23 protein-coding genes and 1 tRNA gene are annotated in these 23,730 nt (G+C 35.9%); 14 read left to right on the plus strand and 10 right to left on the minus strand.

Features of this window, described 5'->3' with window-relative positions:
• The 4 genes from ON09_RS12175 to ON09_RS12190 form a co-directional block, all read left to right on the plus strand.
• A partial coding sequence (locus tag ON09_RS12175; RefSeq protein ID WP_010601347.1) for an ABC transporter permease occupies positions 1–1,150 on the plus strand: 1,150 nt, incomplete at its 5' end.
• 65 nt (positions 1,151–1,215) lie between these two features.
• Positions 1,216–3,615 carry an ABC transporter permease gene (locus ON09_RS12180; RefSeq protein ID WP_010601348.1) on the plus strand — a complete coding sequence of 800 codons (2,400 nt, stop codon included), beginning with the start codon at positions 1,216–1,218 and terminating at the stop codon, positions 3,613–3,615.
• A 78-nt stretch (positions 3,616–3,693) separates the two neighbouring features.
• Complete coding sequence (locus tag ON09_RS12185) at positions 3,694–6,117, plus strand: ABC transporter permease (protein ID WP_010601349.1); 2,424 nt, start codon at positions 3,694–3,696, stop codon at positions 6,115–6,117.
• 50 nt (positions 6,118–6,167) lie between these two features.
• Entirely contained in the window at positions 6,168–6,863 is a 696-nt protein-coding gene (locus ON09_RS12190; RefSeq protein ID WP_010601350.1) for an ABC transporter ATP-binding protein, read from the plus strand.
• Here the strand turns inward: ON09_RS12190 and ON09_RS12195 are convergent.
• Entirely contained in the window at positions 6,850–7,893 is a 1,044-nt protein-coding gene (locus ON09_RS12195) for an L-dopachrome tautomerase-related protein (protein WP_010601351.1), read from the minus strand. The genes ON09_RS12190 and ON09_RS12195 overlap by 14 nt on opposite strands.
• 177 nt (positions 7,894–8,070) lie before the next feature.
• On the opposite strand from ON09_RS12195, the gene ON09_RS12200 reads away from it, so the two are divergent.
• The 7 genes from ON09_RS12200 (at position 8,071) to ON09_RS12230 (ending at position 14,335) form a co-directional block, all read left to right on the plus strand.
• Positions 8,071–8,868, plus strand: a complete 798-nt coding sequence (locus ON09_RS12200; protein WP_010601352.1) for a helical backbone metal receptor — start codon at positions 8,071–8,073, stop codon at positions 8,866–8,868.
• 191 nt (positions 8,869–9,059) lie between these two features.
• Complete coding sequence (locus ON09_RS12205; RefSeq protein ID WP_157258944.1) at positions 9,060–9,308, plus strand: hypothetical protein; 249 nt, start codon at positions 9,060–9,062, stop codon at positions 9,306–9,308.
• A gap of 289 nt (positions 9,309–9,597) precedes the next feature.
• Positions 9,598–9,679: transfer RNA gene (locus ON09_RS12210), tRNA-Leu, on the plus strand.
• A 71-nt stretch (positions 9,680–9,750) separates the two neighbouring features.
• Positions 9,751–11,100: a trigger factor gene (gene tig, locus ON09_RS12215; protein ID WP_010601354.1), complete on the plus strand. Its 1,350-nt coding sequence runs from the start codon at positions 9,751–9,753 to the stop codon at positions 11,098–11,100.
• 347 nt (positions 11,101–11,447) lie between these two features.
• On the plus strand, positions 11,448–12,155 hold the full coding sequence (gene clpP / locus ON09_RS12220; RefSeq protein WP_010601355.1) for an ATP-dependent Clp endopeptidase proteolytic subunit ClpP: 708 nt from the start codon (positions 11,448–11,450) through the stop codon (positions 12,153–12,155).
• Positions 12,139–13,377 (plus strand): ATP-dependent Clp protease ATP-binding subunit ClpX, encoded by a 1,239-nt coding sequence (gene clpX / locus ON09_RS12225; protein ID WP_010601356.1) that lies wholly within the window; start codon positions 12,139–12,141, stop codon positions 13,375–13,377. Before clpP ends, clpX begins: the two co-directional genes overlap by 17 nt.
• 94 nt (positions 13,378–13,471) lie before the next feature.
• Positions 13,472–14,335: an AMP nucleosidase gene (locus ON09_RS12230; RefSeq protein WP_010601357.1), complete on the plus strand. Its 864-nt coding sequence runs from the start codon at positions 13,472–13,474 to the stop codon at positions 14,333–14,335.
• Positions 14,336–14,394: 59 nt separating this feature from the next.
• Here ON09_RS12230 and ON09_RS12235 read toward each other — a convergent pair whose 3' ends face one another.
• Together ON09_RS12235 and ON09_RS12245 are read right to left on the minus strand one after the other, a co-directional pair.
• Entirely contained in the window at positions 14,395–15,054 is a 660-nt protein-coding gene (locus ON09_RS12235) for an ATP-binding cassette domain-containing protein (protein ID WP_010601358.1), read from the minus strand.
• Between the two features lie 402 nt (positions 15,055–15,456).
• Positions 15,457–16,317 (minus strand): sigma-70 family RNA polymerase sigma factor, encoded by an 861-nt coding sequence (locus ON09_RS12245; RefSeq protein WP_010601359.1) that lies wholly within the window; start codon positions 16,315–16,317, stop codon positions 15,457–15,459.
• A 446-nt stretch (positions 16,318–16,763) separates the two neighbouring features.
• On the opposite strand from ON09_RS12245, the gene ON09_RS12250 reads away from it, so the two are divergent.
• Together ON09_RS12250 and ON09_RS12255 are read left to right on the plus strand one after the other, a co-directional pair.
• Positions 16,764–17,273 carry a DUF2975 domain-containing protein gene (locus ON09_RS12250; RefSeq protein WP_157258945.1) on the plus strand — a complete coding sequence of 170 codons (510 nt, stop codon included), beginning with the start codon at positions 16,764–16,766 and terminating at the stop codon, positions 17,271–17,273.
• Between the two features lie 20 nt (positions 17,274–17,293).
• Positions 17,294–17,503 carry a helix-turn-helix domain-containing protein gene (locus ON09_RS12255; RefSeq protein WP_010601361.1) on the plus strand — a complete coding sequence of 70 codons (210 nt, stop codon included), beginning with the start codon at positions 17,294–17,296 and terminating at the stop codon, positions 17,501–17,503.
• Between the two features lie 413 nt (positions 17,504–17,916).
• On the opposite strand, the gene sucC is transcribed toward ON09_RS12255, so the two are convergent.
• The 7 genes from sucC to ON09_RS12290 form a co-directional block, all read right to left on the minus strand.
• Positions 17,917–19,116, minus strand: a complete 1,200-nt coding sequence (sucC, locus tag ON09_RS12260) for an ADP-forming succinate--CoA ligase subunit beta (protein ID WP_010601362.1) — start codon at positions 19,114–19,116, stop codon at positions 17,917–17,919.
• A gap of 276 nt (positions 19,117–19,392) precedes the next feature.
• Entirely contained in the window at positions 19,393–19,701 is a 309-nt protein-coding gene (locus ON09_RS12265; protein ID WP_010601363.1) for a hypothetical protein, read from the minus strand.
• Between the two features lie 55 nt (positions 19,702–19,756).
• A complete protein-coding gene (locus ON09_RS12270) occupies positions 19,757–20,533 on the minus strand; it encodes a ferritin-like domain-containing protein (protein WP_010601364.1) in 777 nt (258 codons plus the stop codon).
• Between the two features lie 205 nt (positions 20,534–20,738).
• Entirely contained in the window at positions 20,739–21,476 is a 738-nt protein-coding gene (locus tag ON09_RS12275) for a DUF4153 domain-containing protein (RefSeq protein ID WP_029204306.1), read from the minus strand.
• Complete coding sequence (locus ON09_RS12280; RefSeq protein ID WP_157258946.1) at positions 21,460–22,242, minus strand: hypothetical protein; 783 nt, start codon at positions 22,240–22,242, stop codon at positions 21,460–21,462. Before ON09_RS12280 ends, ON09_RS12275 begins: the two co-directional genes overlap by 17 nt.
• A gap of 76 nt (positions 22,243–22,318) precedes the next feature.
• Positions 22,319–22,615 (minus strand): winged helix-turn-helix domain-containing protein, encoded by a 297-nt coding sequence (locus ON09_RS12285; protein WP_010601365.1) that lies wholly within the window; start codon positions 22,613–22,615, stop codon positions 22,319–22,321.
• A gap of 2 nt (positions 22,616–22,617) precedes the next feature.
• Positions 22,618–23,253: a hypothetical protein gene (locus ON09_RS12290; RefSeq protein WP_029204308.1), complete on the minus strand. Its 636-nt coding sequence runs from the start codon at positions 23,251–23,253 to the stop codon at positions 22,618–22,620.
• 260 nt (positions 23,254–23,513) lie between these two features.
• Here ON09_RS12290 and ON09_RS12295 point away from each other — a divergent pair.
• On the plus strand, positions 23,514–23,730 hold a 217-nt coding region (locus tag ON09_RS12295), incomplete at its 3' end, for an ATP-binding cassette domain-containing protein (protein WP_010601367.1).

The following is a 23,730-nucleotide window of genomic DNA, read 5'->3' on the forward strand; positions in this document are numbered from 1 at the left end:
GAAAATCTCTGCAAAAGGCTTTTTGAATATAAGCTTAAGACAAGTGTTGGTTGTTGGGCAGTTCTGCTTTGCCATTATCCTAATTATATCCACATTGGTTATCTATCGCCAAATTCAGTACATCAAAAATAAACCGGTTGGGTTTGATGTAAATGCTTTAGTTGAAATTCCTCAGGATGGAGCGCTAAAAGGCAAATTTGATTTATTCAAATCAGAGATGCTAAAATCTGGTGCGGTTACTTCGATGTACCAATCATCCGTTAGTTTATCTCATCGTGGTCGAAATTTTATGGATATCAAGTGGGATGGAATGACGAAGCCAGCAAATACGGTAATGTTTAATCAAGTGGCTACGACATATGATTTTATCAAAACAAATGGAATCAAATTATTGCAGGGAAGAGATTTTTCGAAAAATTTTGCTTCAGATACCAGTGCACTTATGGTAAGTGCTTCTGCCGTTAAAGTATTCGGCTACAAAAATCCAATTGGTAAAAAAGTGATGCTTTTTGGTTCTACCGCATATATTATTGGAGTTTTTGATGATTATGTTTGGGATTCACCCTATAAATCAAATAACCCACAGGTGGTTTTTCTAAACCCTTCTCAAACGGGTACAATTACCATGCGATTGAACAATGCTAACAACTTGCAAAGCAATATCGAAACGATTAACAAGATTACAAAGGCTTTTAATCCTGCTTACCCAACTGAAATTAAGTTTATAAATTCATTATATCAGGAAAAATATAAGTCTGAAAAAACATTGGGAATACTTTCTAATCTCTTCGGCGGATTGGCGATTTTCGTTTCGTGTTTGGGTTTATTCGGCTTGGTTGCATACAGTGCAGAACAACGCACTAAAGAATTTGGTGTACGCAAAGTGCTTGGTGCATCGGTAGCCAATCTCATGCAATTGTTATCACTTTCCTTTATCAAAATGATTATTGCAGCTATAATTATCGCTGTGCCAATAAGCTATTTCGCCATGAATAAATGGCTGAGTAATTTTGAATTCCACACTGAATTTAGCTGGTGGATTGTGCCGGTAGCGGCAATTGCTACATTATCAATGGCTATAATCACAGTAAGTTTTCAAGCCTATAAAACGGCAAAATCAAACCCCGTTGATGCTTTGAAATACGAATAAAGCTAAAAGATTAAAAGTTAAAGCAAAATAGTCTTGCTACTTGATACTACATACTTGATACTAATATGTTCAAATTAAATTTAAAAATCGCCTGGCGAAACCTTTGGAAAAACAAGGGATATACATTTATTAATGTTCTTGGTCTTTCGATCGGGATGGCCAGTTGTATTCTCATTTTTATTTTTATCCGTTATGAAATGAGTTTTGATGAGGGTTTTAAGAATGAAGATAGAATTTTTCGGATCACAACAAATTGGACTTCTCCAGATGGTTTTGAAGAATCTCAAGGGGTGCCAAAACCAGCACCTGCTGCATTGCGAAATGATTTCAAAAATCAAATTGAAAAAGTTGGAGCCATTTGTCAAGATGGTGGAATTATCAAAGTAAAAGATGATGCCGGGAAGGAAAAAATTAAAACTTTAGAAGATATTTTTTATGCAGAGCCGGAATTCTTTCAAATCATGAGTTTTGAATGGTTACAAGGAAATCCCATGCAGTCGTTAAGTCAGCCTAATTCTGTGGTTTTATCGAAAGATATGGCTACCAGACTTTTTGGCGACTGGAATAAGGCTGTAGGTAAAATTATTAATTATCAGAACCGTGATAATTTTATGGTTACGGGCATTTTACAGGAGATGCCCCAAAACAGTTCTTTTCCACTTAAAATAGTTGTTTCTTACGAAACCTTTAGAAAACACCCTAATGAAAGATTCGATAACTGGGGCAATGTATCGTCAAATGATGAATGTTATTTTCTTTTAAAGGATGGTGTATCAATTGATGAAGTTCGGGGTGCTTTACCAAAGTTTTCTGACAAATATTTTAAAAGGGATAACATCTCTAAACAAGAAATTAGTGCTCAATCTCTGGGTGATATACATTACAACGAAAACCTGGGGAATTTTTCAAGCAAAACAATGTCGAAAAAAGAACTTTATGGTTTAGGTATCATTGGTGCGTTTTTGATGCTTACGGCATGTATAAACTTCATTAATCTCGCTACTGCACAGGCGGTAAGCAGAAGCAAAGAAGTTGGCGTTCGTAAAGTGATGGGAAGTTTAAGAAAGCAATTGGTATTTCAATTTCTTACCGAAACCTTAACCATTAGCGTGTTTGCAATGCTCATAGCTTGTGTTCTAACCGAAGTTGCCTTACCAGGAATGAGAAGTTTATTTCAGGAGGAGATTTCATTTAGTATTATTCAGCACCCAATCATTTTTGTTTTTATGATTGGATTGGTAATCGTGGTGAGTTTTCTTGCAGGGTTCTATCCAGCGATGGTCATGTCTGGTTTTAGTCCTGCTTTGGCCATAAAAAATAAAGTTACTGCAAATGCTGGCGGTTTAAGCTTACGAAAGGTTTTGGTTGTGGTTCAATTTTCGATCACTGTTGTGTTAATTATTGGTACACTTGTGGTTTTGAAACAAATGAATTATATGAGGGAGAAACCATTAGGTTTCAACCCTTCGGCAATTGCTTTGGTTAATGTTCGGAACGATAGCTTAAGCTTAATAAAATATCAGATTTTACAAGATCGAATTTCCAAAATACCTGGTGTTTTAACGACTAGTTTTTGTAGAAATCCACCATCATCCAGCAATAATAATGAAACTAATTTTAAATATAATGGCACGGAAAAAGCCAATTTTCAGGCTAATACAAAAATTGCCGATGAAAATTACTTCAAAACTTTCGGATTAACTTTTGTTGCCGGTAAAGCATTTTCTAAAAGCGATACCATAAAAGAAGTTGTGGTTAATGAAACGACTTTAAGAAAATTAAATGTGGTTAATTTTAATGACGCATTAGGTAAAAAAATTAAAATTTTTGGCAAAGAAGGAACTTTAGTGGGCGTGGTTAAAGATTTTAATAATTTGAGCCTACACGAACCCATATCACCAATTATCATTACCACAATTAAAGATAACTATCAAAATTTAGCTGTGAAAATGGATAGCAAACAAATAAAATCCATCATGCCTCAAATAGAAAAAATATGGAATAATACCTTTCCGGAAAATTATTACCGAGCCTCTTTTGTTGATGAAGATATTAGCCAATATTATGAAACAGAAAGGGTGATGGGGGTTTTGTTTAAGGTTTTTGCAGGCATTATTATTTTTATTTCCTTTATCGGTTTGTTTGGGTTAATTTCTTTTGTAGCCACTCAACGAACCAAAGAGGTTGCTGTTAGAAAAGTTTTAGGTGCTTCCACCTTCGAATTGGTCAAAATGTTAAATGGCTCATTTCTACTAATGGTTTTTATTGCAAACTTAGTAGCCTGGCCGTTGGCTTATCTATTTGTTTCAAAGTGGCTTTCAACATTTACCTATCGGATAGATTTGAGCATTTGGCCTTTTGTGTTGGCTATGGTAATTTCTATGCTGATTACTTTAATAACTGTGAGCTTACGTTCGTTCAAAGCCGCCAGGGCAAACACAATTGATGCACTTAAATATGAGTAAATCCAAGTAATAAGTAATACGTTTTATGTTGTAGGTTTTGGTACGTGCAACTTAAAACTCACCATGTAAACGCTAAAAATGTTCAAATTAAATTTAAAAATCGCCTGGCGCAACCTTTGGAAAAACAAAGTTTATGCAGCCATTAATATTGGTGGTTTAGCATTGGGCTTAACTGCTTTTGTGTTAATGCTTTTGTACATTAACCATGAGGAAAGTTATGATAGCTGGACTCCAGACCTTGAAAATGTTTTTCAAATCCGTGAAAAACATGATTTTTTTACGCCAGACAATAAAGAGCATTGGCAGGAAGCAACCGACAGCAGAATGGCCTCTTTGGTCAGAGAAAATATTCCACAAGCTGTTGCAGTAACAAAAGTAGATCAGGATTGGGAATGGAGTGCAGGTTATTCTGTAAAAGTTGATGGGGCAGATCCAATTTTAGTTAAACAGATAAAAGATGCTGACAGTAGTTTTTTCAGTGTTTTTAACTATCAGTTTTTGCATGGAAGTGCAGAGGCTGCATTAAGTACCCCAAAATCAATTGTGGTAAAGGAAAGCATTGCATTAAAATTATTTGGTACAGATAAAGTATTAGGCAAAACGGTAAAACTATTGATCTGGAGGAGCGATCCTGGGCAAATGTTTACCATAACTGGTGTTGTTAAAGAACCTAAAACTCCGCAATCCGTAAGTTTCAATGCCATCATCAGGACCGGAGAGCAAGATCATGATCCTGAAAACATCAGTAACAGGCACTTTTGTCAGGTATATGCTAAAATGAACGGTCCGATGGATAGTACGGCTTTGAATAAAACGCTGCAAAGTGTATATGTAAATTTCAAGAAAGCAGCCTTTGCAAAGGAGAAGAGAAATTACAAGGATATTTACAAGAACGGCAACACCCCCGGACTTAGTGCCTTAAAAATTTCCGATGTTCATGCTAATCCGACCTTAAAGTTGAGTTGGAAAGATAAGTTGAAGCCTATAGTTGGAATTTCCATTTTCCTTCTTTTGGTATCAGTGATTAATTTCGTGAATTTGGCAACGGCACAATCTGTCCAAAGAGCGAAAGAAGTTGGCGTTAAAAAGATTTTAGGCTCCTACAAAGGTCAGTTGTTAACGCAGTTTTTACTTGAATCTGCCATGCAAAGTATGGTATCTCTTTTTCTTTGTGTAGTTCTGGTTGAAATGGTTCTACCAGCGTTTAACCAAAATTTTAACGTCTCCCTTAGCTTTTGGTATAATCCTCAATTATTCATAATGATTGTGCAACTGCTTACTTTGTTTGTTTTAGTCACCCTTCTTGCTGGTTTTTATCCATCATGGATTTTATCAAATTATAATCCTGTTTCGGTTTTAAAAGGTAATTATGAGAATGGGCTAAAAGGCATTGCCTTGAGGAATATACTGGTCGTTTTTCAATTTGTGATTTCGGTAACTTTCATCATTGCCATTGGGGTAATGTATCAGCAAACGAAATATGTTAGCAATAAGGATTTAGGTTTTGAAAAAGGGAATCTCGTTAACATCAAATCAAATTACGAAGAAAAATTTGCTGAGCGGTTGAGGACAGTTCCTGGAGTAAAATATATTGCTACAAGCACACAGGTAATGGGAAATGTATTCAATACGCCCGAAGTAATTACTTATAAAGAGAATAAAATTCCGGTGAATTCGGTTACGGTAACGATGGATGCTCTGCAAGCTTTGGGTGTTCAAGTGATGCAGGGTCGATTGTTTTCGAAGGACTACAAACAGGATACTGCCAATAGTGTGGTTATCAATGCGAGCGCCGCGAAATTAATTGATAAAAATCCAGTTGGGAAAACTTATGACTTACTACGTGATGATCGGAAATATACATTTCAAATTGTTGGCGTAATTAAAGATTATCACAATGAAGGGTTCGATAAGGCAGTGATGCCAACGATTTACAAAGTGACGCATTTGGGAGGGATGTCGACCACTAATAATATGCTGGTTCGTTTAGATGCAGCCAACAGTGGCGAAATCATTAAAAAAATAGAGGCAGAATGGAGATTTTTGTATCCGGATTATCCGATGACTTATACGAGCATGAATGATGCTTTCGATAAAATCCTGGAAGATAACAATAGGTTCGTAAATATGATTGTCTTGTTCAGCCTGGTGTCGGTTTCATTATCATTATTAGGGCTGTTTGCACTTTCTACCTTTGTTGCAAAACGCAGAACGAGAGAAATCGCGGTTAGAAAAGTGCTTGGCGCATCAAATATCCAGATTGTAAATCTGCTAAATAAATCATTTTTGATACTGGTTGTTGTGGCAAATTTAATCAGCTGGCCAATTGCCTACATTCTTATCAAAAAATGGCTGGATGGTTTTGCCTACCGGATAGATATGCCGGTTATCCCTTTTTTGCTTGCCACACTTGTTTCGATAGTGATTGCGGTTTTAACAGTTAGCATTCAGGCGAGAAAAGCTGCCGTAACAGATCCCGTGAACGCATTGAAATACGAATAAAGCTAAAGCATATCCTAATACTTGATACTAAATACTTGATACTGACTAAAATGATAGAACTAAAAAATATAGAAAAATACTATTCTAACAAAGGCGTAAAGAATTATGTACTGCGTCATGTTAGTACAACAATTAAAAAAGGTGAATTTGTTTCAATCATGGGACCATCTGGTGCCGGAAAATCTACGTTGCTTAATATCTTAGGCATGCTGGAAGAGCCAACTTATGGTACCTACGAATTTCTTGGCGAAGATGTAACCACTTTGAATGAGCGAAAACGTATTGAATTGTATCGAAACCATATTGGTTTTGTATTTCAGGCATATCATTTAATTGATGAAATGACGGTTTACGAAAATATAGAAGCACCTTTACTTTATAAAAAGATAGGAGGCTCCGAACGGACAAGTAGAATTGCTAATTTATTGGATCGCTTTAATATTGTAGCCAAAAAAGACCTTTTTCCAAATCAGCTTTCCGGCGGACAACAACAATTAGTGGGAATTGCCCGGGCGTTAGCCGCCCAGCCAAGCGTCATCCTAGCCGATGAGCCAACAGGTAATTTGCAATCTGCACAGGCTGAAGAAATTATGCAATTGTTTCAAAAGTTGAATCAGGAAGATGGAATAACCATTATACAGGTAACACATTCCGAGAAAAACGCTACCTACGGTAACCGCATTTTGCACATAGCTGATGGCGTAATTAAAGATGATGTGCAATTAACCGGTGCTAAGGCAATTTAACCTTATACACCCGGTAAGGATACGCTGTTCTGTCATTTCCCTTGTTATATTTTGGTAACCGGTTTAATTGTGAGCAACTGAGGTAAAGAAAACCATCAGTACCAATTCCAAAAGAATCTGGCCAGCTTAACCTTTTATCGGTTACCAAAGTATGCAATTCACCATCCGGCGAAACATATTTAATTGAATAATCTGGAGACGAACTCAGGTAAATGTTTCCTTTTTGGTCGGCAATCATACCATGGCATACGCCGGTTTCTGCCACCAGTTCTACTTTTTTAGAGAGTTCTTCCTTGTTTAATTTATCGTTTGCAAGAAATGTTGTAGCAATTCGGTAAAGTTTAGTCTGGTTAATTGCTCTGAAATAAAAATATTTATTGTCTTTGGTCAGTGCAATACCATTAACATTAGAATTAAAAGGCTTCCCTTTGTCATCTACCACGTCGATACCATCAAGTTTCAAAACGAAATTCGGCTGCGCAATTGTCGATTGATCTTTTTCGAGCACTATTCTCGATTTTCCTGATTTCAAATCCAACACCACTACGGCACTCAAACCAGGATCTGATAGATAGGCAAGGTCTTTATCAGTGTCAACTACCAGATCGTTTAAACCGCTTTTATCTTTTGGCAAATCATCGAATTCGTAAATTCTAACCACTTTATTTGTCTTTAAATCAATTTTTAAAAGTTTAAATTGACCTGTTTTGCTTTTACCAGAATCTCCAAATACTGATGAACCATCGGAGGGTTTTGAATCCAATACCCAAAGAAAATTATTTTGATCAGCATATAAATCCTGAACATTTACAAAATGGTTTTGGGTATTAATACTGTCGATTTTATTCCATTCCAGATCAGGAAATGGCTTCCGCTTCCCACTTACAATTTCAGTTAAGCCGTATAAATAAGGTTCATGTTTTGGGAATGAAACAAATAATCGATTTGAAACTGGGGAGACTGTTACGCCAATGGGCTGGTTTTTTTCAAAGGATGCAACTTCAAGCAGCTGTTGTGCATTACTTTTCATGCAGATATTAATGATTACAGTTAAAAGCAGGATAATTTTTTCATTGTGGGTACCATTTATTTTAAGATTAACCTGATTTTAAATGTAATGTTTGCAATTTTCATCTCATTAACTTAAGTAATTCAATAAGCCTTTAGATTTAGTCATGTAATCTCCGTTCTATCCTTACCTTTGTTTATGCAGAAGTCGTTTACTGATCAGATGGGGAATGAAATCCTGATTAATTTTCCTCCCAAAAGGATTGTCTCCATCGTGCCCTCTCAAACTGAATTCCTATTTGATTTAGGTTTAGATCATGAAATTATTGGTTTAACTAAATTTTGCATTCATCCGATAGAGAAATTTGCTGAACGCACAAAAGTTGGCGGAACGAAAAAGCTGAACATCGATCTTATCAAAGATTTGAAGCCCGATTTGATTATCGGTAACAAGGAAGAAAATACGCAAAGCGATATAGAGGAACTTGCAGAACACTTTCCGGTTTGGATGAGTGATATTTTCACGTTAAATGATGCGATGAAAACCATTACTCAAATAGGGGAGTTGGTAGATCGTGAGCCTGAAGCAGCCTACTTGAACCATTTAATTTCTGCTGGTTTCAATGATTTGAAAACTCTGGCCTTGCAAAATCAAATTGATAAAAAGGTTGCCTACCTCATTTGGCGGAAACCATATATGGCGGCGGGTAAAAATACTTTTATCAACAATGTTTTAATTGCAAATGGGATGACAAATGTGATCAATCATGAGCGCTACCCGACAATTACGCTTGAAAAACTAAAATATTTAAATCCTCAGTTGATTCTACTTTCTTCTGAGCCTTACCCTTTTGCCGAAAAACATATTGAAGAAATACAAAAAGCCATCCCAAATGTGTCGATCAAATTGGTGGATGGTGAAATGTTTAGCTGGTATGGCAGCAGATTGGTAAAAGCTGTTCAGTATTTTTTTGAGTTTCAAAAGGAACTTTATTGAGTTGAGCTAGTCTGGATGTTGGCTATAAGCGATTTGTAATCTCCCCCAGTATTGGAATTCTGATCCAATTCAAGAACTTTATCAATCAATTTATGTTTAATAATCAATAAGTTTAACTTACCAGATTAACCCATTATGAAAAAATACTTTTACTATCATTATTTGCAGTGATGATGTTTGGCTGCGGTTCTATGAGGTCTGCCTCCAGTGGAGAGACGGTTTCAATTGAAGGAAGAATTACAAAGCTTGGAATGACAACCTTTCAATACGGTACGCATAGCATTACTTATGGCGGAAAACCGTATGCCTTAAGAAGCAGTAGTCTGAATTTAGATACTTATGTAGATAGGCAGGTTACTTTGAGAGGCACTAAGGTGGAAGGTTATCCGTTAGAAGGAGGGCCGGAATTGATTGAAGTATCGGAAGTGGTGATGAAGTAGGTTATTAAGCCTGCCTAAGAAAATCATAAATAGTTGCATGGTTTTGGGTTAGCTAAACCTGATTGACGCGAAAAGCGCCCGATTTTTTCATCGGGCCTTGAAGCAAAAAGCAGGACAGGAGTGAAATAATAGTACAACAATTGCTTTTCTGAATATTTTTTAAAAAACTATTCTCGTTCAAAATTAACTACTTAGCTTTTTTACGCGAAAATATTTAATAAATTATGATAGATACCTTTTGATTATTCAATCTAGTTTCTATCTTTGCAGTCCTTACAACATCCTAACTGCGGAAGTGGCGTAATTGGTAGCCGCACCAGACTTAGGATCTGGCGCTTCACGGCGTGGGGGTTCGAGTCCCTTCTTCCGCACAACAAGATAAAGGCCGTTTCGATTTAAACATCGGAACGGTTTTGTTTTTAAAAACAAGATTCAGAAAGAAATGAATATTACACAGGAAAAAACCGGCAACTTAAATGCTGTTGTAAAAATCAAAATCGCACCTGCTGATTATAGTGCAAAAGTAGAAAAGGCAATAAAAGACCAAGCTAAAAAAGCACAATTACCAGGTTTCCGTAAAGGAATGGTTCCTGCTGCTCACATTAAGAAAATGTATGGCAAAAGTATCTTGGTAGAAGAAGTTAATAACTTGTTAAACGATACTTTATCTAATTACATTACGGAGCAAAAATTAGAAATTTTAGGTCAACCACTTCCTCAAATGGATGATGCCCGCGAATTTAAGTGGGATAATACAGATGAATTTGAATTTGATTACGAATTGGGTTTAGCACCTGCGTTTGATGTAAATATTTCTCCGAAAGATAAGTTTACTCAATATGTGGTTAAAGCGGATCAGGAAACTCTGGAAAGCCGTATCAAAAACATCCGTCGCAGCTATGGTAAAATGACTAACCCTGAGGTTGCTGCTGAAGGTGATGTTTTGTATGCTGAGTTGGTACAGTTAGGTACTGATGGCTCTGTTTTCGAAGGTGGAATTTCTAATACTGCAACTATCCGTTTAGATTTAATTAAGGATAAGAAAGTATTGAAATCTTTGGTTGGTTTAAAGAAAGATGATGTTGTAACTGTTGATATCCAGACAGTTTTTGAAGATACTGCGGCGATTGCTAAAGCATTAAACATTTCTGAAGAAGATGCAGCCGATTTAAAATCTAACTTCCAGTTAACGGTTAAAAATGTAAATCGCTTAGAGGAATCAGATTTAAACCAGGAATTTTTTGATAAATTATTTGGTGAAGGTACTGTAACTGATGAGGCTGGTTTCAGAACTAAAATTCAGGAAGAAGTAGAAAGTATGTTTACACAAGATGCTGAACGTAAATTATCAAACGATATTTACGAAGCGCTTTTAGAAAAACATTCTTTTGATTTGCCAGATGAATTTTTACGTCGTTGGTTAAAAGCAACAAACGAAAAGTTAACTGATGAAGAATTGGCAGAAGGTTATGATGATTTCGCTAAAAACCTTAAATGGACTTTGATCGAAAATAAAATCATTAAAGATAATAGCATCGAAATTAAATATGAGGATGTTGTTGCTGCTGCTAAAGCTAAATTAGATGCGCAATTTAGAATGTATAGCCCAAGCCCACTTCCAGAAGATCAATTGGCGCAATATGCAGTTCAATTCTTACAGGATAAAGAAAATGCAAACCGCACATTTGAAGAAGTAAAAGCTGCTAAAACTTTCGAACAAATTAAAACCATCGTTACTTTAGATCAAAAAGATATTGATTACGATAAATTTGTTGAGTTGGATAAGAAGTAATTCTTGCTGACCTATTGTCAGTCATCAGATATTAAAATTGAAGAGCAGCTCTTAAAAGCTGCTCTTGTTTTATAATAGGGATTTAAACTTTTAATTGCATAATTTGCGTTATAATTTGCTCATTAATTGAGTATTGCATATATTTCCAGCGCTACCCTACTCATGACATTATGTGAAGGTGTTTTAATCTTTTGTCATTTGAGATGCAGATTTGAGATCCAAATGCAAATAATTAGATAAATTGGCACGGAAATTAACCAACTTCAGGAAATATTTATTAAAATTATAATCCAGTTTGGCTATTTGTTTCAACGCTTGTCGCCAGGCTTCTAACTCAATTCACTAAAATGAACATAGATCCACAAGAATTTAGAAAATTTGCCGTTAAACATCAAGGGATTGGCAGTTTACACGTAGATAAATTTATAGCACAGGCGAACATGAATCCTCAAAGCATGACGCCTTATATTATTGAGGAGCGCCAGCTTAATGTTGCGCAAATGGATGTTTTCTCGAGGTTAATGATGGACCGTATCATCTTTTTAGGTGATGCGATTTATGATCAGAATGCAAATATCATCCAAGCACAGTTGTTGTTTTTACAATCAACCGATGCAGATAGAGACATTCAGATTTACATTAACTCTCCGGGTGGTTCTGTTTATGCTGGTTTAGGTATTTATGATACCATGCAGTATATTCAGCCAGATGTGGCCACAATTTGTACCGGTATGGCTGCTTCAATGGGTGCTGTATTATTGGTTGCTGGTGCCAAAGGAAAACGTGCTGCTTTACCTCACTCAAGAGTAATGATTCACCAACCATCAGGAGGTGCACAAGGTGTGGCTTCAGATATGGAGATCAACTTGAGAGAAATGTTAAAATTGAAGAAAGAATTATACGATATTATTTCAGAGCACTCTGGCCAAACTTATGACTGGGTAGAGAGAGCTTCAGATCGCGATTACTGGATGACTGCCGATGAGGCAAAAGGATTTGGTATGGTTGATGAAGTTTTATCGAGAAACGCGAAAAAAGATGGCGAAACAAAATAAAGAATCCCGTTGCTCATTCTGCCATTCTGGCAAGCATGAAACTTTAATGTTAATTGAAGGTATGGATGCATTTATCTGTGATAAGTGTGTAACCCAGGCCAATCAATTGCTTGCTCAGGAATTAGGTACCAAAAACACAAAAAATATTCAGACTGCAATTTCTCTGCTTAAACCCTTAGAAATTAAACAACACCTGGATCAATATGTGATTGGTCAGGATGATGCGAAAAAAGTGTTATCTGTAGCAGTTTACAACCATTACAAACGTTTGAATCAAAAAATTGATAAAGACGAGATTGAGATTGAAAAATCTAACATCATGTTGGTTGGCGAAACGGGAACAGGTAAAACACTTTTAGCTAAAACCATTGCTAAAATATTACACGTACCATTCTGCATCTGCGATGCAACAGTTTTAACTGAAGCAGGTTACGTAGGAGAGGACGTGGAGAGTATTTTAACACGTTTACTTCAAGCTGCTGATTATGATGTTGCTGCTGCAGAGCGTGGCATCGTATATATCGACGAAGTGGATAAGGTTGCCCGTAAAAGCGATAACCCGTCCATTACCCGTGATGTATCAGGCGAAGGCGTTCAGCAAGCGTTATTGAAGATTTTGGAAGGTACTGTGGTAAACGTTCCACCTCAAGGCGGGCGTAAACATCCAGACCAAAAAATGATTCCTGTAAACACCAATAATATTTTATTCATTTGCGGTGGTGCTTTTGATGGTATAGAACGTAAAATTGCGAATCGTTTACGTACGCAGGCAGTGGGTTATAAGGTGAAGAAAGACGAAGCTGTTTTAGATCTTAAAAACCTTTACAAATACATCACGCCGCAGGATTTAAAATCGTTTGGGTTAATTCCTGAATTGATTGGTCGTATTCCAGTGCTGTCGCACTTAAATCCGCTGGATAAAGAATCTTTGCGTAATATATTGACTGCGCCGAAAAACTCATTAATTAAACAATACATCAAGCTTTTTGCTTACGAAGATGTTAACTTAGTTTTTGAAGATGATGTTTTAGATTTTATTGTTGATAAAGCAATGGAATATAAGTTGGGCGCTCGTGGTCTAAGATCGATTTGCGAAGCGATTATGCTTGACGCGATGTTTGATACACCTACGCAAACGGATGTCAAGGAATTGCACATCAATCTCGATTATGCGATAGAAAAATTTGAAAAGGCCGACTTTAAAAAGTTGCAAGCTGCATAAAAAATCAAATCCTCTCGCGAAAGCGGGGGGATTTTTTTTAATATAATATTTGTTAACGCTATGCGCCCAGCGCTATGCTCAATGCTATTAAAATATGAATGAAGAAAAAGACGTAAAAAAAGATGAAACGATTGTAGGAAAATCAAAACGAGTAAAAGAAGTAGAAAGTCCGGTTAAATCTGGCTTAAAATCAAAAGATGAAATAGTTAAAAACTGGTTGCCTCGTTATACAGGTAGACCTTTAGATCAATTTGGTGACTATATTCTGCTAACCAACTTTAGTAAATATGTAAGCATGTTTTCTGAATGGAATGATAATGCACCTATTATGGGTTTAGATAAGCCAATGCAAAGTGTTACTGCGAATGGCATTACCATTATCAATTTCGGTATGGGTAGCCCCTTGGCGGCAACCATGATGGATTTGTTAACGGCGATTAAACCTAAAGCTGTTTTGTTTTTAGGTAAATGTGGCGGACTGAAAAAGAAAAATCAATTAGGTGATTTGATTCTGCCTATTGCAGCCATTAGGGGAGAAGGAACATCAAACGATTACTTGCCTGCTGAGGTTCCGGCATTGCCAGCCTTTGCTTTACAGAAAGCGATCTCCACTACCATTCGCGATCACGGTAGAGATTACTGGACCGGAACATGTTATACTACAAACAGAAGGGTTTGGGAGCATGACAAGGAGTTTAAAAAATACCTGAAAACCTTGAGGGCGATGGCTGTTGATATGGAAACCGCAACAATATTTACCACTGCATTTGCCAATAAAATTCCAGCTGGTGCAATCTTACTAGTGTCAGATCAGCCGATGATTCCTGAAGGTGTTAAAACGGCAGAAAGCGATAGTACAGTTACAGAAAAGTACGTAGAAACGCATTTGAGAATTGGTATTGATTCCTTAAAGCAATTGATTAATAATGGATTAACGGTTAAACACTTATTGTTTTAAGTAAGTGTTGTTGTTATTTATGTGAGATCGGCTAGCCGGTCTTTTTTTTGCCTAAAATTTTAATCTTTCGGCTCTGGTAGATAGCCATGAAGAATTAAATCCTTGGAATCTTTTATATGATAATTACAGCCATTGTGTAGCAATACTATCCTGTCAGCAATGTTAATTATAGAATTGTAATAATGGTCGGTTACAATAAAGCCTTTGTGTATTTTTATACGATTGATGTGTCGTTTTAATTCCTCAACCATAAGTGGCGCTAGTTGAGAAAATGGTTCGTCCAAGAGCACAAAATCAGCATCACTATAAATGATTGTTAAGGCTTCGATAAATCTTCGGTTTCCGCCAGAAAGTTCCCTAAACTTATAATTAAGATTACTTGCAATCGATTCAATTTTCAGCAATTCATTTTGATGTTTATTGCAGAATATCTCAATCGCTTTTTTAACTGTAAGTTTTGAAGGTATAAAATTATCCTGCGGAAGATAGGAGAGGTTTTGAGAAAGATACCCTTTGTCAGTTATTGTATCGTTAATTTTTAAGAATTTGAAATCGGCTTTCAGGCTGCCAAATATTATTTTAAGTAAGGTTGATTTACCACTGCCATTTCTACCTAATAAGCCAACAGTTTCCCCAATTTTACAATTTATAAAAACGCCATTTAATATTGCTTGTTGATTAAAGCTTTGGGTAACACTGTCAATAAAAAGTTCCTGCATAAAAGAAATGTTATGATAATGGTAAACAGCATAGCGATATCATAAATAATGATGTTGCTGAAAATTCTGCGAAATCTTAATCCCTGATTTTTATAGAAGTATGAATATTTGCTCAAAAAAAAGCGTTCGATAATAATTGAAAATATCCATCCAATGGGTTTCATGATTATGATCATAACATAAGGCCCGGGGTTTCTGTAACCATCAATTATAAAAAATAGACCAATCATGAGACTAACTAAAATGTTCCAAAACACAATAGGTTTGTATACCAACATGGATTTTTTTAATAGTGCTACAGACATGTTTAAATATAAATAAAAACTCAGAAGCATACTAAACAAAAAAAGACCGACAATTTTGTCGATCTTTTAAGTATTGTGAATATTTCAAATGGAATAATTATCCTAAATAAGATTTTAAGATTTTACTTCTTGATGTATGACGTAAACGTTGTAACGCTTTATCCTTAATTTGTCTCACACGCTCGCGGGTAAGGTTAAATTTTTCCCCAATTTCTTCTAATGAAAGTGGATGATTTGATCCTAAACCAAAAAATAAAACGATGATTTCTCTTTCTCTCTCCGTTAAGGTAGATAAAGAACGTTTAATTTCTTCTGATAATGATTCATTGATTAATGAACTATCCGTATTAGGTTCGTGGTTTTCCAATACATCCAATAATGTATTTTCTTCACCCTGAACAAATGGCGCATCCATGGATACGTGACGGCCAGAGTTACTTAGTGTGTCAGAAATCTTGTCAACTGTGGTTTCTAGGATATCTGCCAATTCTTCTGGCGATGGCTCACGCTCATATTCCTGCTCTAGCTTAGAGAAAGCTTTACTGATTTTACTTAATGAACCTACCTGGTTTAAAGGTAAACGAACAATACGGCTTTGTTCAGCAATAGCCTGCAAAATCGACTGACGAATCCACCAAACAGCGTAAGAAATGAATTTGAAACCCTTTGTTTCATCAAAACGTTTTGCCGCTTTGATCAAACCCAAGTTACCTTCGTTAATTAAATCACCTAAAGTTAAACCCTGATTTTGATATTGCTTTGCAACAGATACAACGAAACGTAAGTTGGTTTTAGTTAATCGCTCTAATGCAGCCTGATCGCCTTCACGAATCTTTCTTGCTAAAATTACCTCTTCCTCTGCTGTTATTAAATCTACTTTACCAATTTCATGTAGGTACTTATCTAACGATTGACTTTCACGGTTGGTAATGGATTGCGTTATCTTGAGTTGTCTCATTTATACGTTTTGTGTGCTCTTTAATTGTTGAAGTGTGCAAAGTTACGAAATTGTATAGCAATCCGAAAGGATAAAATGCTGAAAATGTTGCCGTTTGCACATGTTTTTTACAGTTTTACTTACAACAAAAATCATTCCAAGAAAGTTTTTCTCCGGATTTATTAATATTGTTCTAATTTAATTGATATTCGCTTATTGTTTATTGTAAATCAATAAATATATTTTGATTTGTAATAATTTATTATTTATGTTTGTTTGGTAATTATTAAAAATATATGACGATTATTAAATTCTTTCTTGGAAGATAAAGCAAATGTTTGCTAATAATTATATGATTTTATTCACCAAGTTTAATATACGTTTATTACCCTTCTAATTTTTTATGCCGCTGCTATCTTAAAGAGAAATAGAGATTTAAAACAAGAAAACGATTTAACGATATGAAAATGAAAATAATTAATCAAATAACCATTATCAAAGCAGCTTACATTTTATTGTTAGCGGTAGTAATTCTTGTAAGTTTAGAAGATGCCTCCACAGGATTTATGGATGGATGGCAAGGTGTTACCAATGAAAAATCTAATAATAATTTAAATCCTAATGCTTTTTTAGAGCTTTTGTCGGGAATATTGATGTTAGTTAGTGCTTACTTAGGATCAAGAATTATTACAATGCTATATGCATTTATTAATTCAGCAAAGAGTGATGATGTTTTTAATGTTAAAAATTATTCAAGGCTTTTGTGGATGGGTATAAACTCTATTATAACATCATTTTTGGTTTATTTTTATAATTTAATTAAGTTTTATGTTAAGCATGATGCTTTAAAAATTGATACTTTACGAAATGTAGATTTTAATTTTTGGTTGTTTGTATTCGGTTTAACATTGTTAACTATAGCACTGGTATTTAAAAAAGGAATTGAACTCAAACAAGAAAACGATTTAACAATATAAATTTACACCAATACTGCTGCATGCCAATTATTATAAATTTAGATGTTATGCTTGCCCGTCGCAAAATGTCGCTCACAGAGTTGAGTGAACGGGTGGGGATTACGATGTCTAACTTGTCTATATTAAAAACAGGCAAAGCGAAGGCCATCCGGCTAGAAACCTTAGAGGCCATTTGTAAAGTTTTAGATTGCCAGCCCGGCGATATTCTGGAGTTTCGCCCGGAAACGTAACCGAAGCCGAAACAATTTAACCAGCCTAAACCGGATAGTAGTGAAAATACTTTTTGAGTATTACGCCCCTTAAAATGTGCTTTCATGTTAAGGTATGAAGCATCTGCAGGTGATAAACCAGATGACAGCGGATTCAAAAAGATTGAAACGAATAGCAGGACTTTCGTAACCGAAGATAATAGGAAACTGCTTTTCTAATTATATGGTTTTAATTTATTTTTTGCTTAGGCTAACCATCCGTCATTGCGAGGTACGAAACAATCCTAAAGCGTCTACAATTAAGTGTAATGAGATTGCCTTGTACCTCGCAATGATAGGATAAACTATAAACGAAAAAACCTTTCAGCTTGCACTGAAAGGTTTCTATATTTTATGACTGCCGCTTTAAGCTTTAGTCTTTCTGCTTTAACTTATTATGCTTGTTCAGCCAAAACTTTAGTTACTAAATCAGCAGCTTCTTTTAAAGCGATTGCAGAATAAACCTGAAGGCCAGACTCATCAATTAATTTCTTAGCCTCTTCAGCGTTTGTGCCTTGTAAACGGCAGATAATTGGCACCGGAATATCACCGATTTCTTTATAAGCATCGATAACACCCTGCGCAACACGGTCGCAACGAACAATACCACCGAAAATGTTAATCAGAATAGCTTTAACATTTGGGTCTTTCAAAATAATATTGAAAGCTGCTTTTACTGTTTGAGCGTTTGCAGTTCCACCCACGTCCAAGAAGTTAGCAGGCTCACCACCAGCTAATTTGATGATATCCATAGTTGCCATCGCTAAACCAGCACCATTAACCATACAACCCACGTTACCATCAAGGTTAACAAAGTTTAGGTTACTTGCACTTGCTTCAACTTCCATTGGATCTTCTTCCGTAACATCACGCATCGCTGCATAATCTGCGTGACGGAATAAACCGTTTTCATCTAAATTAACTTTAGCATCAACCGCAATAACTTTATCATCTGATGTTTTCAATACCGGATTGATTTCAAACATTGAAGAATCAGTTGCTTCGTAAGCTTTGTATAACGCAGTTACAAACTTAACCATCTCTTTAAAAGCATTGCCGCTCACACCTAAGTTGAACGCAATTTTACGAGCCTGAAAACCTTGTAAACCAACTTTTGGATCAATTTCTTCTTTAAAAATTAAATGTGGTGTATGCTCAGCAACTTCCTCGATATCCATACCACCTTCAGTACTGTACATGATAATATTACGGCCAGCCGCACGATCTAACAATACAGAAATATAGAATTCTTTAGTTTCAGAAGCACCTGGATAATAAACATCCTGAGCAACTAAAATTTTGTTCACTAATTTGCCTTCAGGACCGGTTTGAGGTGTAACCAATTGCATACCAATGATATCGGTAGCTCGTTGTTTCACTTCATCAAGGTTTTTGGCTAGTTTAACACCACCACCTTTACCGCGACCACCAGCGTGGATTTGCGCTTTAATTACAACCCAGTCAGAATTGTAATCGATTTTTAATTGCTTAGCAGCCTCAACAGCTTGCTCAGGCGTATCGGCAACGATTCCTTCTTGAACGTTAACACCGAAACTTTTTAATATTTGTTTACCCTGGTATTCGTGAATATTCATTTGCTACAAAATTTGCCCAAAGCTACAATTTCAAACCCTTTAAACAAATAGCAATTTCCGATTTTTTCGAGAAAATGAACGTTTTATGTGAATCGGTTCAGGTAGCCCCGCTAACGCTGCAATCTTTTGATTTGTAGCGTTGACAAATTAATCGCCAATTGGAAAGAAACTTGTCAACTCCTGAAAAACAAATCAAAAGGATTTCCACTTTTATCGGGTTTATTTTACAAGTGGAGATGGTCTTGGCAAAGCCTGCTCCTGCAATTATGGTAATAGTTAACTTCCGGCAATTGGTGATCCAAAGATGCCTACGGCCATTTCTGCCCAGATTAAAAACAAAGCGATTAATATAATAATCAATGTTATTGTTCTTGAGGTGCCTGTTTTTATATTTCTGATGACCAGCTCGATGGCTAAGCCTGTGCTCAGCAGCAAAATGCCAGCCGCTACAAAATCTTCCGTGGTCCAGTTGACTTCGTTGGTAAATTGCATCGCAATTAATGGAACGCATAAAATGGCTACAATTACAGCTAAAATGATTGTAATTCTTTGTTTTGAAGTAATTAATGTTTGTTGAGTTTTCATGATGTTTTGTATAAATTAAGTTAAGAATAAAATTGATATTTACAGCCAGGCAGGATTATATTGATTGGACGATTTCAGATGAATCATAAACCGACGATGTTTTGTTTTCGGTGTGATATAAAATTGCAGTTCCGGCAACTTTGTTAAGTTTTCTCATCATCTTCTGGAAATATTTAAAAAAGTTAAGTCTACCTGCCTTGAACAGTTTTTGGTGTGCAAACCAGATCACCAAGCTTGTGCAAATGAAAAAACAGGTATAAGCATGGTAGGCGATAAATTTCGAGATAGAATTTTTTCCACTGAAAATAATATACAACCTTTCCTTTTGGAACGTAATGTGAGCAGCTTCGTCAATCAAAATATCTGTACAGATCTGTTTTAATAAAGTACAATTCGACGCATCTTTCAATGCCTGGTAGAAAATTTGTGCTGCACTTTCTACGGTGATCACAGCAATGGTCCACAGTTCCATATTGGTATTATAATATCTGATTTTCCGGAACATGGTATCGCCCCAGTCTTTAGTAATTCTGGGCTCATCAATTAAATCGAGGTATTTTCCCAGATTATTTCCATGTTTCTGTTCTTCTTTTATAAATAATTTTACCGCCTCCGGGTATTCGTTGTCATTTGTTTTTAGTGCATATTTTTTTGCGGCCTGTAGTAAGTGTTCACCTTCCGAAGTTTCGCCTAATTGCCAGGCTTGGAGAGACTTGATGATCTTGCCTTTTTCAAACTTAGTGAGCTGTGGCTCTAATTGCCAGTCTATTCGTTTTACAGACGCATTTCTGGTAAAATATTTTTTCCAGTAAAGAGATGAATGGGTTTGCATAATCGTCATTTTATAAGTGGTTCATTAATCTGTTTTCGAAAATTCGATTTATCATGTTGCATAAAGCAAACCATGCCAATGCTGCAATGGCGAAAATCATCACTGTGAGGCTATAGTTCCTTTTCATTTCTTAATCCCAAAGTATTTTGCCGTATTCCAATCCTGCAAATTCCACGAAAGCCAGCTAACCTTTTCATAGCGTTCTTTAAAAAAAAGCAATTCTTTGATCGAGTCTTTTTTGAAGTTGTTCATCAGTAGAGCTGACCAAAATTTCGCCCTTAGGCACAAGGCTGCCATAACTGCTTGCGCTCATATTCAACTCTTCTCTGTTCTGGTGGATAACTTGTAAAGTTTTGTCAGAAAGCGATAGCAAATAATCAGCATCGAAAGCGATAAGCCCTTTATGAGTTAAATTGTATTTTACAATGGTAACATCCCAGTTAATTGTGGCAGAAGCCAATAATAGGATGTACCAGATGTTGCCGTTAACTCTGAGCAGGTAAAAGAAGGTTTTATGTTTGGCTACTTTGACATAAACAGTGGTTAAACCGATAATACAAAGCAGGGCGAAAACAATTACACCTATCCGTTTATAGGTTAAACCGTAAACTTCGATGTAATGTGCATCGCGGATTAAAACTGAGATAACCAAAACACAATTCTGTATCATCCAGATAACAGCTAGTGTTTTAAGCGTTTTGCTTTTCGAATAAAAATTCAGGTTTCCACGGAAGAAATAGACAATTATGGCCATGGCTAGCACTATACTGAAAATCAGTGCATTTGTTCCGTCATGTAATTCTGCCGAGTAATTGGTTTCTGCAAAGTTTTTTCCTTTTCCCAGCCACAACCACCAGATATCAATTCCGTTCAATAAAAGCAACAAAAAATTTAATCCAACAAATGAAATTATGGCGATAACGTATTCAGTTTTTAAAGCCATTTTTTTTAGAGATCACTCGTCCTATAAAGGCATGAGTTATCTCGCTCCAAATCGATTTGAGTCTATTTTTATTTTTTTTACGAAGCAAGTCATCGCTCAAGCTCGCTTCTATTTTTTCAAAAACGTGCTCGTAGAAAGTGATTAATAATCCACCAGTTAAGGCTAAACCCATGCAGAAATGGATAAAGCGTTCCAGGCTTAAATCATTAAATAAAAAGCCAAAAAACTGTGCTAATACATTTGCAATGTGATCTCCAAGTTCAGCAGCATATTTTTCGAAAATTTTGTTGGCGCCACTGTAAATGCCGATAAAAATAAAAACGATAATTATTGGAAAAATAATGTATTTCAATGGTCTGAGTACAGGTCTGATTTTAAAATTTCCAATTTCAAGTTCGGATAAACGCTTGAACATAGTGGCCGGTATGGCAAAGACTTGAAGAGTTGTTGCCATGATGGCTACCCAGACCGACCGAATACGCTGATAGTGAGAAAATCCAACAAACAAAAGTAAACTGATGTAATAACTCGCAAGCGATAAGTTGGAATTATTGATCACTACAAGAATGGCAGCTGCCAGGTGCCCTAAAGCATACCATTTAAATTTTGTAGATTTAATAACTTCTTTGTTAAAAAAAGTTACCGTCACTACAAAAAGGCTATAGATCAATAGGTTAATTGCAAGTCTCTCTGACCAGAAGATCAAATTGAAGATTATCCCTCCGATAAAGGTTGAGAGTAGGAGATAGTTGGTGTTCGTTTTCATTTTTGTTATAATTTGGCATTCATAAGTTGTTTTGAAAGTGCTTTGATTTTCAAAGTGGATTGTCAAAAAAAAATATTTACAGTTTGTTTATCATTTTTTCCAGTGCATCCAAATGTGCTTTGAATGCCTGTTTTCCTAATGGCGTAATCGAGTAGGTGGTGTTGGTTTTGCGCCCAATGAACCCTTTGTACACTTTAATAAATTCAGCTTGCTCCAGCGTATTCAGGTGCGATGCCAAATTTCCATCAGTTAATTCCAGCATCTGCTTCAAGTCATTGAAACTGATTTCATCATTCACTACGAGCATAGACATTACACCCAGTCGAATGCGGCTGTCGAAAATTTTATTAAGATCTGCAATTGGGTTCTTCATTTTTATTGACCTCGCTCATATTTAAAATACATCACTAATCCATAAATAATGTGAAGGATGCCAAATCCAAATGCCCAGAATATTAATCCATATCCCGCAAAAAACATGCAAACCAAACCTAAAATAACTTCCAGGAAGCCTAAATATCGGATATCGCTGAAGGTATATTTACTTGCATTTATTAATGATAAACCATAGAAAATTAAACAAGAAGGAGCGATGATGGCGTAAGTATGTGCATGGTTTATCAGCAATGCAATAATAAATAATCCGCCTGCTACCAATGGAATAGCTAAGTTAACCAACAGTGATTTTGAAGTTTTATCCCAGATAGGAAGATTATTTCGCTGACTTTTTCTGTAGGTAAACAAAATTCCACCTGCCAGGGCAATAATTAATACAAAAACCCCTAGCTTAATCAGGTTATATTCTAAGTCCATTTCGCCTTCTACACCATAACTATAGCCTCTTTTGGCCACGAATTTTTCGATTTCATCATTTGCAAAATAAGCACCCATAAGGGCAATAACACCTGCGAAAACACCTGATAAGCCGCTTAAAGATATGAACCTCGAAGACCTATCCATCATCTGTCTGATGTCTTTTAACGCATTTAGTTGTTCCTCTGAATTACTCATTTTGAAAGTGCTTTGTTTTTCAAAGTTAAATAAGAATTTGGTAATTGCAAATTTTTTGTGAAAATGATTTGTAGATTTTTCCATCAGGATGATTGCAGCGAGAGGGATCGCAAAGATTGACGTATTTTTTGTTCCTGTTTTCGTCTATTCTTTCAAACGGATAAGATATAATGTGTAATTCCGGGAATTAGCTTTCAGCTTTAAGCATTTTGCTTTACTCTTTTACCTTTTATCTTAAACTTTTAACTAATTTTACCCCCATGCTTAAAGCCACTGGAATCAGAAAATCTTATGGAAATTTACAAATATTAAAGGGTGTAAATTTCGAGGTGCAGAAGGGAGAAATCGTCAGCATTATTGGGCCTTCAGGAGCAGGCAAAAGTACCTTATTGCATATATTAGGAACGCTTGATAAACCGGATGAGGGTGAGGTAGAGCTGAAAGGAACAATAATCAGCAAGCTTAGAGTGTGTACGT

This window comes from Pedobacter agri PB92, from assembly GCF_000258495.1.
Classification (GTDB): domain Bacteria; phylum Bacteroidota; class Bacteroidia; order Sphingobacteriales; family Sphingobacteriaceae; genus Pedobacter; species Pedobacter agri.

Coding starts and splice junctions, on each gene's coding strand:
- ON09_RS12275 (WP_029204306.1), bottom strand. CDS start 21,476: ATGGCTTTAAAAACTGAATACGTTATCGCCATAATTTCATTTGTTGGA.
- ON09_RS12190 (WP_010601350.1), top strand. CDS start 6,168: ATGATAGAACTAAAAAATATAGAAAAATACTATTCTAACAAAGGCGTA.
- ON09_RS12230 (WP_010601357.1), top strand. CDS start 13,472: ATGAATGAAGAAAAAGACGTAAAAAAAGATGAAACGATTGTAGGAAAA.
- clpP (WP_010601355.1), top strand. CDS start 11,448: ATGAACATAGATCCACAAGAATTTAGAAAATTTGCCGTTAAACATCAA.
- ON09_RS12265 (WP_010601363.1), bottom strand. CDS start 19,701: ATGAAAACTCAACAAACATTAATTACTTCAAAACAAAGAATTACAATC.
- ON09_RS12235 (WP_010601358.1), bottom strand. CDS start 15,054: ATGCAGGAACTTTTTATTGACAGTGTTACCCAAAGCTTTAATCAACAA.
- ON09_RS12180 (WP_010601348.1), top strand. CDS start 1,216: ATGTTCAAATTAAATTTAAAAATCGCCTGGCGAAACCTTTGGAAAAAC.
- ON09_RS12205 (WP_157258944.1), top strand. CDS start 9,060: ATGAGGTCTGCCTCCAGTGGAGAGACGGTTTCAATTGAAGGAAGAATT.
- tig (WP_010601354.1), top strand. CDS start 9,751: ATGAATATTACACAGGAAAAAACCGGCAACTTAAATGCTGTTGTAAAA.
- ON09_RS12290 (WP_029204308.1), bottom strand. CDS start 23,253: ATGAGTAATTCAGAGGAACAACTAAATGCGTTAAAAGACATCAGACAG.
- ON09_RS12200 (WP_010601352.1), top strand. CDS start 8,071: ATGCAGAAGTCGTTTACTGATCAGATGGGGAATGAAATCCTGATTAAT.
- ON09_RS12285 (WP_010601365.1), bottom strand. CDS start 22,615: ATGAAGAACCCAATTGCAGATCTTAATAAAATTTTCGACAGCCGCATT.
- ON09_RS12185 (WP_010601349.1), top strand. CDS start 3,694: ATGTTCAAATTAAATTTAAAAATCGCCTGGCGCAACCTTTGGAAAAAC.
- clpX (WP_010601356.1), top strand. CDS start 12,139: ATGGCGAAACAAAATAAAGAATCCCGTTGCTCATTCTGCCATTCTGGC.
- ON09_RS12270 (WP_010601364.1), bottom strand. CDS start 20,533: ATGCAAACCCATTCATCTCTTTACTGGAAAAAATATTTTACCAGAAAT.
- ON09_RS12280 (WP_157258946.1), bottom strand. CDS start 22,242: ATGAAAACGAACACCAACTATCTCCTACTCTCAACCTTTATCGGAGGG.
- ON09_RS12250 (WP_157258945.1), top strand. CDS start 16,764: ATGAAAATAATTAATCAAATAACCATTATCAAAGCAGCTTACATTTTA.
- ON09_RS12245 (WP_010601359.1), bottom strand. CDS start 16,317: ATGAGACAACTCAAGATAACGCAATCCATTACCAACCGTGAAAGTCAA.
- ON09_RS12195 (WP_010601351.1), bottom strand. CDS start 7,893: ATGAAAAGTAATGCACAACAGCTGCTTGAAGTTGCATCCTTTGAAAAA.
- ON09_RS12255 (WP_010601361.1), top strand. CDS start 17,294: ATGCCAATTATTATAAATTTAGATGTTATGCTTGCCCGTCGCAAAATG.
- sucC (WP_010601362.1), bottom strand. CDS start 19,116: ATGAATATTCACGAATACCAGGGTAAACAAATATTAAAAAGTTTCGGT.